The sequence below is a fragment of the Paraburkholderia sp. ZP32-5 genome (genome assembly GCF_021390495.1).
Lineage (GTDB): Bacteria > Pseudomonadota > Gammaproteobacteria > Burkholderiales > Burkholderiaceae > Paraburkholderia.
On the sequence record NZ_JAJEJP010000001.1, the window covers coordinates 2989416 to 3003257 of the forward strand.

General features: G+C 64.5%; 13 protein-coding genes and 2 tRNA genes. 8 read left to right on the plus strand and 7 right to left on the minus strand.

The features are described from left to right. Positions 1 to 13: 13 nt before the first annotated feature. The 5 genes from rmuC to pncB form a co-directional block, all read right to left on the minus strand. Entirely contained in the window at positions 14 to 1462 is a 1449-nt protein-coding gene (gene rmuC, locus L0U82_RS12740; RefSeq protein WP_233831468.1) for a DNA recombination protein RmuC, read from the minus strand. Further along, a complete protein-coding gene (locus L0U82_RS12745; protein ID WP_233831470.1) occupies positions 1459 to 2448 on the minus strand; it encodes a 2-hydroxyacid dehydrogenase in 990 nt (329 codons plus the stop codon). The genes rmuC and L0U82_RS12745 overlap by 4 nt, the downstream gene beginning before the upstream one ends. A 48-nt stretch (positions 2449 to 2496) precedes the next feature. Beyond that, on the minus strand, positions 2497 to 3885 hold the full coding sequence (locus L0U82_RS12750) for a sodium:proton antiporter (RefSeq protein WP_233831472.1): 1389 nt from the start codon (positions 3883 to 3885) through the stop codon (positions 2497 to 2499). A gap of 160 nt (positions 3886 to 4045) precedes the next feature. Next, complete coding sequence (locus L0U82_RS12755) at positions 4046 to 4708, minus strand: LutC/YkgG family protein (protein ID WP_233831474.1); 663 nt, start codon at positions 4706 to 4708, stop codon at positions 4046 to 4048. A 198-nt stretch (positions 4709 to 4906) separates the two neighbouring features. Beyond that, the gene (gene pncB / locus L0U82_RS12760) at positions 4907 to 6103 is read right to left on the minus strand and encodes a nicotinate phosphoribosyltransferase (protein ID WP_233831476.1); all 1197 of its coding nucleotides are present in this window, start codon (positions 6101 to 6103) and stop codon (positions 4907 to 4909) included. 274 nt (positions 6104 to 6377) lie between these two features. Between pncB and fdxA the strand changes: the two genes are divergently transcribed. The 8 genes from fdxA (at position 6378) to L0U82_RS12800 (ending at position 10955) form a co-directional block, all read left to right on the plus strand. Next, positions 6378 to 6701 (plus strand): ferredoxin FdxA, encoded by a 324-nt coding sequence (gene fdxA, locus L0U82_RS12765; protein WP_090684436.1) that lies wholly within the window; start codon positions 6378 to 6380, stop codon positions 6699 to 6701. A 115-nt stretch (positions 6702 to 6816) separates the two neighbouring features. Continuing rightward, positions 6817 to 6892 (plus strand) — tRNA-Asn (locus L0U82_RS12770). Between the two features lie 62 nt (positions 6893 to 6954). After that, positions 6955 to 7030, plus strand: a tRNA-Asn gene (locus tag L0U82_RS12775). A gap of 278 nt (positions 7031 to 7308) precedes the next feature. Beyond that, a complete protein-coding gene (locus L0U82_RS12780) occupies positions 7309 to 7785 on the plus strand; it encodes a CreA family protein (protein ID WP_233831478.1) in 477 nt (158 codons plus the stop codon). Between the two features lie 92 nt (positions 7786 to 7877). Beyond that, a complete protein-coding gene (locus L0U82_RS12785; RefSeq protein WP_233831480.1) occupies positions 7878 to 8714 on the plus strand; it encodes a helix-turn-helix transcriptional regulator in 837 nt (278 codons plus the stop codon). Between the two features lie 145 nt (positions 8715 to 8859). Next, positions 8860 to 9621 carry an AzlC family ABC transporter permease gene (locus tag L0U82_RS12790; protein WP_233831481.1) on the plus strand — a complete coding sequence of 254 codons (762 nt, stop codon included), beginning with the start codon at positions 8860 to 8862 and terminating at the stop codon, positions 9619 to 9621. Beyond that, a complete protein-coding gene (locus L0U82_RS12795; protein WP_233831482.1) occupies positions 9618 to 9941 on the plus strand; it encodes an AzlD domain-containing protein in 324 nt (107 codons plus the stop codon). The genes L0U82_RS12790 and L0U82_RS12795 overlap by 4 nt, the downstream gene beginning before the upstream one ends. A 246-nt stretch (positions 9942 to 10187) precedes the next feature. Beyond that, positions 10188 to 10955, plus strand: coding sequence for a DUF4088 family protein (locus L0U82_RS12800; protein ID WP_233831483.1), 768 nt, complete (start codon positions 10188 to 10190; stop codon positions 10953 to 10955). 175 nt (positions 10956 to 11130) lie between these two features. On the opposite strand, the gene L0U82_RS12805 is transcribed toward L0U82_RS12800, so the two are convergent. Both L0U82_RS12805 and L0U82_RS12810 read right to left on the minus strand, forming a co-directional pair. Continuing rightward, on the minus strand, positions 11131 to 13278 hold the full coding sequence (locus tag L0U82_RS12805; protein WP_233831484.1) for an ATP-dependent helicase: 2148 nt from the start codon (positions 13276 to 13278) through the stop codon (positions 11131 to 11133). Positions 13279 to 13477: 199 nt separating this feature from the next. After that, on the minus strand, positions 13478 to 13741 hold the full coding sequence (locus L0U82_RS12810; RefSeq protein ID WP_233831485.1) for a hypothetical protein: 264 nt from the start codon (positions 13739 to 13741) through the stop codon (positions 13478 to 13480). Positions 13742 to 13842: the final 101 nt, after the last annotated feature.

A 13842-nucleotide genomic window follows, 5' to 3' on the forward strand; every position in this document is an offset into this window, starting at 1 on the left:
AACGCGCCATTGCTCACTTCTCGTCGGGCTCCACGCCCGAAAGCGCGTCGCCGAGCAAGCCGCTCGCCTCGTCGCCCGGCAACGCTTCGACGTCGCGCAACTTGCGATTCATCATGCGCGTGCGTGTTTCCGCGGCTTCGATCGAGCGCGTGACGGTTTCGAGTTGCGCTTTCGTCTTCGCGAGCACGTCGCCGAATTTGCCGAACTCCGTTTTCACCGCGCCAAGCACCTGCCACACCTCGCTCGAACGCCGCTCGATCGCGAGAGTGCGGAAACCCATCTGCAGACTGTTGAGCAGCGCGGTCAGCGTGGTGGGCCCGGCGATCGTCACGCGATAGTCGCGCTGTAGCAGATCCGTGAGTCCCGGCCGACGCAGCACCTCCGCGTACAAACCTTCGGTCGGCAGGAATAGCAGCGCGAAGTCGGTCGTGTGCGGCGGCGCCACGTACTTTTCCGCGATCGTGCGCGCCTCCGCACGAATCCGCGCTTCGAGCGCGCGCGACGCTTCTTCGACCGCGGCAGGATCGGCCCGCTCCTGCGCTTCGATCAGCCGCTCGTAGTCCTCGCGCGGAAATTTGGCGTCGATCGGCAGCCATACGGGCGTGCTCGCTCCGCCCGGTTCCGGGCGTCCCGGCAGACGAATTGCGAACTCGACGCGATCGGCACTCTTCGGCACGGTCGCGACGTTCTTCGCATATTGGTCGGCGGTCAGCAGCTGTTCGAGCAAGGCTTCGAGCTGCACTTCGCCCCACGTGCCACGGGTCTTCACATTGGTGAGCACGCGCTTCAGATCGCCGACGCCGGCCGCCAGCGTCTGCATTTCGCCCAGCCCACGATGCACCTGCTCGAGGCGATCGGAGACGAGCTTGAACGACTCACCGAGACGCTGTTCGAGCGTCGCGTGCAGCTTTTCATCGACGGTACGGCGCATTTCCTCGAGCCGCGCCGCGTTGTTCGCCTCGATGTCCTTCAGACGCTGTTCGATCGTCGCGCGTACCTCGGCAAAGCGCCGATCGTTCGCCTCGGTGAGCTGCCCGAGTTGCAGGCTCAGCGTGTCGCCGAACTGTTTCAGCGAGCGACCCTGCTCGTCTCGCGCCTGCTGGGCCTGCACTTGCAGGCTCTGACGCACCGCGTCGAGTTGCTGCGCGAAGCCGTCGATCTTGCCGCTCTGAACCGTCGTCATGCTGCCGAGTTGCGCGGCGAGCGTCTGCTGAAAATGCGCGAAGCCGCTGCTTTGCTCGGTGCGCGACACCCGCGCCGTCTCACCGATGTCGTTGCGCAACTGGCGCTCGAGCCGTTCGTACGCATGCGCCTGCGCGTCCGTCGCGACATCGAGACGTTCGTTGAGCGACTCGAACTGCTCGTCCTGTTCCGCGCGATGGTTGCCGCGCATCAGCAGCGCGAGTGCAATCACCAATGCAACCGCCAGTACCGCGACGGCCGCCACCAGAATCATCGTCATGAACGCGCCTTGCCGAGCACGTCGGGATTGATCGGGTTCGGCGGCTGACCGGCGCGCGGCCCTTCGCCGAGCGCCGCGATCAGGTTGTCCGCGGCGAGATTCGCCATCGCGCGACGAGTAGTTTCGGTTGCACTCGCGATATGCGGCGTCAGCACGATATTCGGCACGGTGAGCAGTGCCGGATTCAGCTGGGGCTCGCCCTCGAACACGTCGAGACCGGCCGCCGCGATGCGCTTGTCACGCAATGCCTCGGCGAGCGCCGCATCGTCGACGATACCGCCGCGCGCGATATTGGTGAGCGTCGCGGTCGGCTTCATCAGCGCGAGTTCGGCCGCGCCGATCGTGTGATGACTTTCCCGCGAGTACGGCAGCACCAGCACGACGTGATCGGCGTGCCGCAACAGGTCCTCTTTCGACGCATACTCGGCGTTCAGTTCGGCCTCGATCTGCGGCGCGACGCGCGAACGGTTGTGATAGATGACCCGCATATTGAAGCCTTGTGCGCGCCGCGCGAGCGCCTGGCCGATGCGGCCCATGCCGATCACGCCGAGAGTCGAGCCATACAGATCGCTACCGAGAAAGCTGTCGTAGCTCCACTTCTGCCAATGCCCGGCGCGCAACCAGTGCTCCGATTCGGCGATGCGGCGCGCGGTGGCCATCATCAGCGCCCAACCGAAATCGGCGGTCGATTCGTTCAGGACGTCCGGCGTATTGGTGCCGAGCACGTTGGCCGCGTTCAACGCGGCCATGTCGAAGTTGTTGTAGCCGACCGCCATGTTCGACACGACGCGCAGGCGGGGCGCCGCGGCAAGCACGCCCGCGTCGATCATCTCGCCGGCGGTCAGCGCGCCATCTTTGTCAGCGAGACGGCGCTTCAGTTCGTCGGCGGACAACACGTCGCCGGGGTTCCAGTCGACGTCGAAATACTGTTTGAGCCGGTCGATCACATCCGGAAAGATCGAACGGGCAACGAGGATCTTCTGCATCGCAATTCTCCGTATGGCGCGTCGAGCGGGGCCGCGTCGGCGTCGCAATCAATGTCGAAAAAAGAGCCAGCCGGTCAGCGCGAAAAGCGGCAACAGCACCGCGCCGGACCAGCCCATATACGCAAAAAAACTCGGCATGCGCACGCCGCGCGACTGCGCGATCGCCTTCACCATGAAGTTCGGCGCATTGCCGATATACGTGTTCGCGCCCATGAACACCGCGCCGGCCGAAATCGCCGCGAGCGTGGTCGCGCCGGTCGTCATCAAGGTCTGCGCATCGCCGCCGGCCAGGTTGAAGAACACGAGATAAGTCGGCGCGTTGTCGAGAAACGAAGATAGCAGGCCGGTCGCCCAGAAGTACATGATGTCGCGCGGCTCGCCTGACGGCGCGTTGACCAGATGGACCACGCCCGCGAATGCGCCAGCCTCGCTCGCACGCAGCATCATGATGACCGGCACGATCGTCACGAAGATACCGGCGAACAGTTTGGCGACTTCCTCGATCGGCGCCCAATCGAAATCGTTGCCCGCGCGGGCGGCGCGCGGCGTCAACGCAAGCGACAGCAACGTGACACCAATCAGCGCGACATCGCGCACGATGTTCTGCAACGCGACGTGCGTGCCCAATACGTCGAACGCTACCTGCGGCCGCCACAGCCCGCTCATCAGCACGAGCCCGATCACCGCGGCGAGAAGCACGAAATTGATCTTGCCATCGATGCCGAGCGGCCCGCTGTCCGGCGTTGGATCGAGAAATGACGAGTGCGCTTCCTCACGCCGATGGAAGTAAAACGAATCGAGCGCGTAGAAGATCGCGAGCAGCACGCCGCTGACGAACAGCATCGGCGCGGCCAGATGCACGGTGGTCCAGAAAAAACTCACGCCCTCGAGGAAGCCGAGGAACAGCGGCGGGTCGCCGAGCGGCGACAGCGCGCCGCCGACGTTCGCGACGAGAAAGATGAAGAACACGGCGACGTGCGTCACGTGGCGGCGATTGTCGTTCGCGCGCAGCAATGGGCGGATCAGCAGCATGGCCGCGCCGGTGGTGCCCATCACGCTCGCGAGCAGCGTGCCGAGCGCGAGCAGCGCGGTGTTCAGGCGCGGAGTACCGTGCAGATTACCGCGCACGCAGATGCCACCCGCGACGGTGTAGAGCGCGGTCAGCAGAATGATGAACGGGATGTACTCGTCGAACAGCGCATGCGCGAGCGCGCTGAGCGCCCCGGCGGCCTCGAACTGAAATGCGAATGGGACGAGGAACGCGAGCGCCCATCCCGCCGCGATCTTGCCGAAATGGTGATGCCAGAGAGCGGGCGCAATCAGCGGAAACAGTGCGATCGACAGCAGCATGCCCGCGAACGGCATGCCCCATAGCGCCGAAAGCGTGGCACCGTTGGGCATCGCAGCCCATGTCGGCGGCGCCCAGAACGCGAGCATCGATGCAACGGTCAGCCACAGGCTCGCGCGTCCGCCGCTGCGCCTTTTCGTTCCGCCTTGGCAAGTGCGATAGCGGGGCGCCGCCTGCGCTTCCTGTCCCGCATCTACCGCCTCTAGCGCATGAGCCGTAAGTGCGTTGCGTCGCCGCCGCGCGCGCGCCTCAGGCACCCTGAACGACGATTGCATGCACTCGGTAAGGGCCGTGCGCGCCCAGTACGATGGTCTGTTCGATATCGCCGGTGCGCGACGGGCCGGAGACGAAATTGACCGCGCGCGGCAACTCGCCGCGTTCCTTGCGAATCAGGCAGAACGCCTCTTCGTGACCCGCGACGATGCGCGACGCCGGCACGATCGCGATATGCGTCTCCGGCAGCAGCCCGGCCGACGCATATGTTTCCGGTCCGGACAGCAGCACCAGCGTGCCGGTCTCCGCCGTCGCGCAGAAGCAGCCGGTGAGACCTACCGCGTCGTTGTCTTGAGGTTTTCGAAATTCGACGGCGAGGCCCGCGTCGGCCCAGCGCAGCTCGCGCAGCGTTTGCCATGCGATGGCCTGCAGCGGCAAGCCTTGCTCGGTCAGATAGCGATGCGCGGCGGCGGGTACGTCGGCGAGAGATTGAACGGTGTCGACGGTGGTCGCCATTTTCCGCGCTTCTTCGATGAAGCGCGTGCAGAGATCGGTAGGCATGTCCGGACGCGGACCGGCGGGATGACGCGCGAGGTAGTCCGCCGCGGCTTCGCGTTCGGACGCGGATGGCTCGGGTTCACGCCCTTGCGCGGCGCGGATACGCGCCAGGATGTTGCGGCGGGCAATCGATGTGTCCATGTGCGAAATCCTCGTGTCGACAGCCGTGCCAAATGGCGACGAGATGGCGAGGATTATACCGGCCGCCCCCGCCGTCCACACCCTGGCCGAATGGCATATTGCCGCGCGTCCCGAGCGCGGCGACACTAGTTACCGCGCCAAACCCACATCAACCGCGAGGTGAACAACCGATGCACGAACCATGACCCGACAAGCGCGCTACTTCACTGCCTCTTCATCAGGCTGCGCGATGCCGAACACCTGGCGCAGATACGCGAGATAGGCCTTGTCCTCGCACATGTTCTTGCCCGGCGAGTCCGACAGCTTCGCAACCGGCTGACCATTGCAGCGAACCATCTTGATGACGATCTGCAGCGGGTTGTAGCCGAGGTCGTTGGTCAGATTGGTGCCCACGCCGAACGCGAGCTTGCAGCGGCCACGAAAGCGTTCGTAAAGTTGCAGCACCTTGGGAATGTCAAGCGCGTCGGAAAAAACGAGAATCTTCGTACGCGGGTCGCAGCGGTTGTCCTCGTAGTGCTTGAGCAGGCGCTCGCCCCAATCGAACGGATCGCCGGAATCGTGGCGCGCGCCGTCGAACAGCTTGCAGAAGTACATGTCGAAATCGCGCAGAAACGCCTGCATTCCGTAGACATCGGAGAGCGCGATCCCGAGGTCGCCGCGATACTCCTTCGCCCACATCTCGAAGCCGAATATCTGCGAGTCCCGCAGCCGCGGGCCGAGCGCCTGGCAAGCCTGCAGGTACTCATGCGCCATCGTGCCGAGCGGCGTGAGGCTGTGTTTCATCGCATAAAAGACGTTGCTCGTGCCGGCAAACTGTTCGCCGAGGCCGTCCTTCAGCGTGAGGATCACTTCCTCGTGCCATTGCTTCGAGAAGCGCCGGCGCGTGCCGTAATCGGCGATCTTGCAATCGGCGAATTCCGGCCGCGCGCCGAGCAGTTGGATCTTCTCGACCAGACGGCCGCGCCCTTCGCTGTAATCCGGCGTTTGCTGCGTGTTGCGGAAATAGACTTCGTTGACGATCGCGAGCACCGGAATCTCGAAGAGGATCGTATGCAGCCACGGCCCCTTGATGTCGATGTCGATCTCGCCGTTGCCCTTCGGCGAAGGCGTAATCGAAATGTACTTCTCGTTCAGGTGGAAGAGCGCGAGGAACTCGATGAAGTCGCCCTTGATGAAGCGCATGCGCCGCAGGTAGTCGAGCTCGCCGTCACTAAAACGCAATTCGCACAGCTTGCGCACTTCATCGCGAATCTCGCCGATGTACGGCACCAGATCGACATTCGGCGTGCGGCAACGGAAGCGGTACTCCACGTTCGCGGCGGGGAAGTGATGCAACACCACCTGCATCATCGTGAACTTGTACAGATCGGTATCGAGCAGCGAAGTAATAATCATGATGGTACGAACTGGACCGCCGGAAAACGGGAGGGCTCGCGGGCCCCTTCAACGGATGCGCGTACGGCAGCCGTACGCGCCAATCTGACGCATGTTACCCGAATGTGCCCGCATCCAGCGTGCCGTCGGCGCGCTTGCGCGACGCCCCATAAACTAATCACTAAAACGTATATAAGACGCACTGCGCGGCGCTTCATACACCTCTTGACGTTACGTTACAATAGCGTTTTTGGCGTTCGCGCCTTCCCTGATTCCGCATGCAGGAGCTGCCTGAATGACTCACGTTGTGACCGAAAGCTGCATCAAGTGCCGCTATACCGACTGCGTCGATGTGTGCCCGGTGGACTGCTTTCGCGAAGGTCCCAACTTCCTCGCGATCGACCCCGATGAATGTATCGACTGCGCCGTGTGCGTGGCCGAATGCCCGGTGAACGCCATTTACGCCGAAGAAGACGTGCCGGGCGATCAGCAGGACTTCATCGCGCTGAACGCCGATCTGGCGAAGAACTGGCCGAGCATCACGAAGACCAAGGCGCCGCTGCCGGAAGCCGACGAATTCAAGGACGTGAAGGAAAAGCTCGCACTGCTCGCGCGCTAAGCGCCAGGCTGCCATGTACCCTGCCTGATGTCGAATCAAATCAGGCTCAGCGCGGGGTATTGACAGGTGCTGAATTTGCTCCTACAATTCCGCTTCTCTGCTGTTGTTGTTCTGTTCCTCGATAGCTCAGTCGGTAGAGCGCCGGACTGTTAATCCGTAGGTCCCTGGTTCGAGCCCAGGTCGAGGAGCCAAGAATTTCAAAAGCCCGTTAACCAAGACGGGTTTTTTTATGTAGATCAAGTTGTACTGCTGTTCCTCGATAGCTCAGTCGGTAGAGCGCCGGACTGTTAATCCGTAGGTCCCTGGTTCGAGCCCAGGTCGAGGAGCCAAGATTTTGAAAGGCCCGCATCCGTGCGGGCCTTTTTGTTTTCGCGCTCGGCTTTTGCATATCCGGCCTTTGCGCGACCCGCGCTTGCCGCATGCGGCGCATTCGATACACGTTGCACGCATGCGGTAAATCGTCGACTCCGGTTCCCGTTCGTCACACTGGGTATGCAGGTTTGCGTGACGTTGTCCGCGCCGGTATACGATGGCAACGTCGTTGCAAACACACCTCGCGCATTCCGTGCTCCCCCACCTGATTCCACGCACTCAACCGGGCAAGCTCATGAAATCCACCTCGCTACGCATCGCGCTCGCCGCGTCCGGCGCGCTGCTGCTGTCTTCGGCGCAAGGCGAAGAAGTCGCCAGCGTCAATACGAATTTCCACGTCACCGGTTCCGATCGCGTGGTCGTCGAGGCTTATGACGACCCCGTCGTGCAGGGCGTCACCTGCTATGTGTCGCGGGCGCGAACCGGTGGCGTCAAAGGTACGCTCGGCATCGCCGAGGATCCGACCGAGGCGTCGATCGCGTGCCGTCAGATCGCGCCGCTGCATTTCACCGGGCCCGTCAAACAGAAGGACGACGTGTTTTCGGTGAGCATGTCGCTGATCTTCAAGTCGCTGCACGTCGTGCGCGTGGTCGACACGAAGCGCAACGCGCTCGTCTATCTGACCTACAGCGATCGCGTCGTCAGCGGCAGTGCGAAAAACAGCGTCAGCGCCGTGCCGATGCCGCCGGGCACGACGATCCCCGTCAAATGAGAAAAGGGCGCGTCGCGCGGCGACGGTCGACCGCACCGTCGCCGCGCGCGTCCACGACGCGCTACACTGACCGGTCCAGCCGGATTTTTGTCATGACCGCCACCCGTCGTTTCCGCGATTCCGCCCGCTACTGGCGCACGCCGCTTCTGCCCGGCGCGGATCTGCTCACCGCTGAATACCGCGACCACGAGTTCGCGCCGCATTGGCACGACGCGTACACGATTCCGGTGATCGTCGCGGGCGCGGAGTGCTATCGGTATCGCGGCGAGCACTACGTCGCGGAAGCGGGCAGCGTGCCGATCATCAATCCTGGCGAGTTGCATACAGGATCGAAGGCGGTCGACGACGGCTGGCAGTATCGCGTGATGTATGCGCCGGTCGACTTCCTACGCGAGCTTGCCGACGAAATCGCCGGCAAGCCGCAAGCCTTGCCGTGGTTCGAGCCCGGGGTGATCCGCGACCCCGATCTCGCGGCACGTCTCGCTCACGCGCACCGTCTGCTCGAAGCGGGCAACGACGCCCTCGCCGCCGAAGCCGCGATGCTCGATGCACTGTCCACGCTGCTGGTGCGCTATTCGCAGACGTCTCCCGCGTCCAAGCGCCTCGCCACCGACGACACGCGTGTCGCGTTGATGCAGGAACGCCTGACCGGGGATCTCATCGAGCCCGTCACGCTCGCGGAAGTCGCGCAGGCGGCGGGTCTGTCGCCGTTTCACGCGGCGCGTCTGTTCACGCAATCGACCGGTCTTCCGCCGCACGCGTGGCGCAACCAGGTGCGCTTGCAGCGCGCTCTCGCGCCGCTGCGCGCCGGCATCTCCGTCACCGATGTCGCCGCCGCGAGCGGCTTTACCGATCAGAGTCATTTCACGCGGCATTTCCGGCGTATGTTCGGCGTGCCGCCCGGGCAATGGCAAGGAACCCATCGCTAAAGACTAGCTTGCACCACCCCGCACAACCCCACGAACCCAACCGCCAGCCGCCGCCCTCAAACACACCCCAACCTCCCGCACCGCAAGAACGTACAAGCCCGCCCCACCCCCGCGCCGCTATGCTTCCACAATCAAGGAGGCTAGTTTGATCGATTCCACCCACGGCCGGCCAACCCGCTCAGGCCATCTCAAAGAATTCACCGCCGGCGCGCGCGACATCATCCCAATGATGGTTGGCGCCGCGCCGTTCGGCGTCATTTTCGGCACGCTCGTCGCGTCCGGGCCGCTGCATCTGTGGCACGGCCAGTTGATGTCGCTGATCGTCTTCGCCGGCTCCGCGCAGTTCATCGCTCTCGGCCTGATCGCCGGACACGCGAGTTTCGCGGTGATCTGGGCGACCACGCTCGTCGTCAATCTGCGTCACGTGCTGTACAGCGCGACGCTCGCGCCGCACGTCGCGCATCTGCCGGCACGCTGGCGCTGGGCACTCGGCGCGCTGCTCACCGACGAGGTTTTCGCGGTCGCATGGGAGCACTACCGGCACCGCGAGCCGGGCACCGTCGGTCCGTACTACTTCTTCGGCGCCGGGCTCGCGATGTATCTGAACTGGCAGTTGTGGACTGTCGCCGGCCTGCTGTTCGGCGCGGCGTTCCCGGGCTTGCGGTCGCTCGGTCTCGACTTCGCGATGGTCGCAACCTTTATCGCGATCGTCGTGCCGCAGCTGGTCGCGCTGCGCTATATCGCGGCGGCCGCGACCGCGGGCACGCTGGCGTTTTTCTGGCAGGCGTGGCCGTACAAGCTCGGCCTGCTCGGCGCGGTGTTCGCGGGCGTCGCCGTCGGCGTGCTGCTGTCGAGTTCGCGTCTGAACCTGCGCGGCGCACGCCGTACCGCGGAGGCCACGCGATGAGCTATGTCGTTCTGATCGTCGGGATGGCGGCCATTACCTGGCTGATACGCGCGGCCGTATTCGTGCTCGGCGACCGGCTGGTATTTCCGCCGCTCGTACGCACTGCGCTCGGCTTCGTGCCGGTCACCGTGCTGACCGCGATCATCGTGCCGATGGCGGTTTCGCCGCACGGCGCCAATGCCGAACTGAACTGGCGCAATCCGCAGCTGGTCGGCGCGCTCGCCGCCGTCGCCGTTAGTGCGCTGACGCGCCGGCCGCTGCTGACGATCGCGGTCGGACTGAGCGTGTTCTTCGTCTGGCAATGCGTGGTGCTGAAGTAAGCGAGCGCGCCGCGACCCGAGCGTTCCCTCCAAAGCACCCGTCCACCGCGTGGCACACCCTCAAGTTTCCCCCTATTCCGCCGATATGCAGTCGAGGTCCGCCCATCGGGATTCGTCCCGCAGCTCAGGCGGCAACAGGCTGGCATCAACCGCGCCGGTAGCGGGCGCCGCGTCGCCCCGGTCCGTGTGCGACGGGGCAGTAACGCGACGGCTCGCGCCGCACGGCTGGATCAAATGGGATAACACATGGGTCAAATCACCCTCAAGCTCAAGGACGAGACCGTCGCGTCGCTGCGCAAGGATTTCGAGGCTTTTCTGCGCGTATCGCTGAAGCTCGATCCGCAGTTCGCGACGCCGTCGTTTGAGGATTTTTTGCGTGCGAAACTGCTCGACAACATGGTGCCGCTGACCGAGCACGCGGTTCAGCGAATGCTGCAGGGCGGCCAGTACGCGTGGGCCAAGCGCACGCTCGACAAGGAGTTTCCGGACGTCGTCGCGATCCTGATGCGGCAGGCGACCGAGTTCGGCTTCGGCTTCGCCGCGCGTTCGGAATGGACCCCGGAGGAGCTGGCCAAGCAATGCCGCGACTGGGCCGCGGCGATCGTCAAGGAAGCCGAAGGCGATACGACACTGGTCGATCCGCTCTCGGCGCAGATCAAGAGCGCGGTGCAGGACATCCAGGCGCTCGAGGAAGCGATGCAGACGCCGGCATGGCGGCTCGTCGAATCGCTGCGTCAGCGCGTCTATGAGGCGAAGGTCGCGTGCGAGACGAGCGTAGGCAGTACCGCGCGCGAAAAGCTCGGCGAGCTGCGCGGCCTGCTGCGTCTCGGCATTTCGCACGGCACGTTCCAGAAGCAGGAAGCGCAGCAGATCATGGAGTATCTGCGGTTGCTGAAGCCGGAGATTTTCGTCGAGGAACCGAACGACGTGTTCTCGCGGCTCGCGTCGTGGCTGCGCAATTTCTTCGTACCCCCGAGTCCGGTCGCGCAGCAACAACAGCAGCAACAGCGATAGTCGCGCAGCGCCTGGCGGTGCGCGCCGCCAGGCCGGAGGCCGGCAACCCGACGGTCGGGCGGCTTCGTCTGCCGCCGCGTCTGAACACAGAACAGCGAACCGCTGCTGAATCTACCCGACCAACCAATGCATCAAGGGCGCGCCCCAACCTTCGACCCGCGCCACCCCCGCGCACTCAATCCCACATCTTCCTGAGCTTCGCCGCGATCTCGATCTTCGCCTGCGCGGCGGCGGCGAGCCCCGCCGCGCTCGGCGCGCTCGCCACCGGCACTCGCGGCCACGCATAGGCATCGAATAACGGCAGCATCGGCGTCGTGATGAAGCGCGTACGCGACGCCCACACGTGACGGTCGCCCAGATGGGTCTGGTTGTGCACGTAAAAGCGCTGCGGCACGACGATGTGCAGGTCTTCCTTCGCGCGCGTCATCGCCACATAGAGCAGGCGCCGCTCCTCGTCGATTTCCTCGTCGCTGCCGGTGCCGAGATCGGATGGGATGCAGCCGTCGACGCCATTCAGCACGAACACGTTGCGCCACTCCTGCCCCTTCGCCGAATGGATCGTCGACAGAATCAGATAGTCCTCGTCGATCAGCGGCACGCCGGATTCGTCGCTGGTTGCATCGGGCGGATCGAGCGTCAGCTCGGTCAGAAAACGCTCGCGCGACGGATAGGTACCCGCGATGCTCTCCATCTGCAGCACGTCCGCGTGACGGATCGCGGCATCCTCGTGATTGCGCTCCAGATGCGGCTCGTACCAGCGCCGCACCATTTCGAACTCGGCGGGCCACGGCGTCTGGCGCCCGTACACGCTCGACATCAGCTTGACGAACGGATGCCAGTCTTCCTGCGCCCGCGCGGGCGCGGCAAACGCGGCCAGCGCGCCGCCGGCGGTCGCGACCGGATCACCGCTCCCCGCGCGCGCGACGATTTCGTCGAGCAGCTTCGCGGCGGTGGCCGGCCCGACGCCCGGCAGCAACTGCACGACGCGAAAGCCGGCGACGCGGTCGCGCGGATTCTCGGCCCAGCGCAGCACCGCGAGCACGTCCTTCACGTGCACCGAATCGAGAAACTTGAGGCCGCCGAATTTGACGAACGGGATGTTGCGGCGGGTCAGCTCGATCTCGAGCGCGGCGCTGTGATGCGCGGCGCGAAACAGCACCGCCTGCGACTTCAGCTTCATCCCCTGTTCGCGCGCTTCGAGCACCTGTTCGACCACGTAGCGGGCCTGCGCGGCTTCATCGGCGACCGTCACCAGACGCGGGCGCTGCGCCGACGCTTTATCGGTCCACAGATTCTTCGTATAGCGCTCGCTCGCGAGCTCGATCACCGCGTTCGATGCGGCGAGAATCGGCGCACTTGACCGATAGTTGCGTTCGAGCGTGACCTGGCGCGCAGGCGGATCGAACTGCGCGGGGAAATCGAGGATATTGCGCACGGTCGCGCCGCGAAACGAATAGATGGACTGCGCGTCGTCACCGACCACGGTCAGGCCGCGGCCATCGGGTTTCAGCGCGAGCAGGATCGACGCCTGCAGACGGTTCGTATCCTGGTATTCGTCGACGAGCACGTGATCGAAACGCGCCGACATATCGGCGGCAATCGTCGGCTCCGCGGCCATATGCGACCAGTAGAGCAGCAGGTCGTCGTAGTCGAGCACGCTCTGTTTCTGCTTCGCGTCGACATACGCGGCGAACAGCCGGCGCAGATCGTCCTCCCACTCGCGGCACCACGGAAACGCGGTATCGAGTACCTGGCCGAGCGACGCGCCCGTATTGACGACACGCGAGTAGATCGCAAAGCAGGTGCCCTTGGCTGGGAAGCGTCGCTCTTTCGCCGACAGCCCCAGCTCGTGGCGCACGAGATTCATCAGATCGGCGGAATCTTCGCGGTCGTTGATCGTGAACGCCGGTGCGAGACCGATCAGATCGGCGTATTCGCGCAGCAGCCGCGCACCGACGCTATGGAAGGTGCCCGACCACATGAGCCCTTGCGCGAGTGCGGCACCCACGCCGGGCGCGCCTGCCGTGGCGGTTGCCGCGGCCGTGATGCGCGTGACGCGGCGGATCATTTCGAGCGCGGCGCGACGGGAGAAGGTCAGCAGCAGGATGCGATGCGGGTCGACACCCTTCACCACCAGATTGGCGACGCGATGCGCGAGCGTATTGGTCTTGCCGGAGCCGGCGCCCGCGATCACCAGCAACGCGCCGGGCGGCGCGTCAGGCGTTTCGGTGCCATATTCGACGGCTTCGCGTTGCGCGTCGTTGAGCTTCGCGAGCCAGGCGGCGGTATCGAACGGCGGAGCGGATTCGGCGACGGTGGACACGGATCGGTTTGCGCGTGGATGGATTCAGGATGCGACGCATACTGTATATCCATACAACTCACGGCGACAAGCGCCCTTTTTTGCGGCGGGGTGATGCGTGGATGATTCGGGAAAGAAGGGCTACCAGATGCGCCGTGACACGCGCCGACGGACATCCGGATGGCGAGCGGCAGCGCGCCGGTCGCCGGTCCCGCACACGCTACTGCTTCTTCGCGTCCTTCAGATTGGCATCGGCATTAGCCTTGTCGGCGTCAGCCTGCGCATCGGTCTTCGACTTGTCGGCCTTGGCTTGCGCGACCGCCGCCTTTTTATCGGCCTTGGCCTGCGCCTTGGCGGCCTTCTTGTCCGCATGCGTGGCGGGCGTCGCGGCCGGTTCGCTCGTCTGCGCGAAGACGGCCGACGACAGACACGCCGTGATCAGCGCCGCGTAAAGCCGCTTTTTCGTAATGTTATTAGTGTTCATCCGATTCCTCCCTGATGTGAAACACGCACGTTGCACGTGCGTAATGCGCGACGCGGCGCCCGACAATCGCCAGACACGCAAGCCTCCAGCGCCCCGTCGGG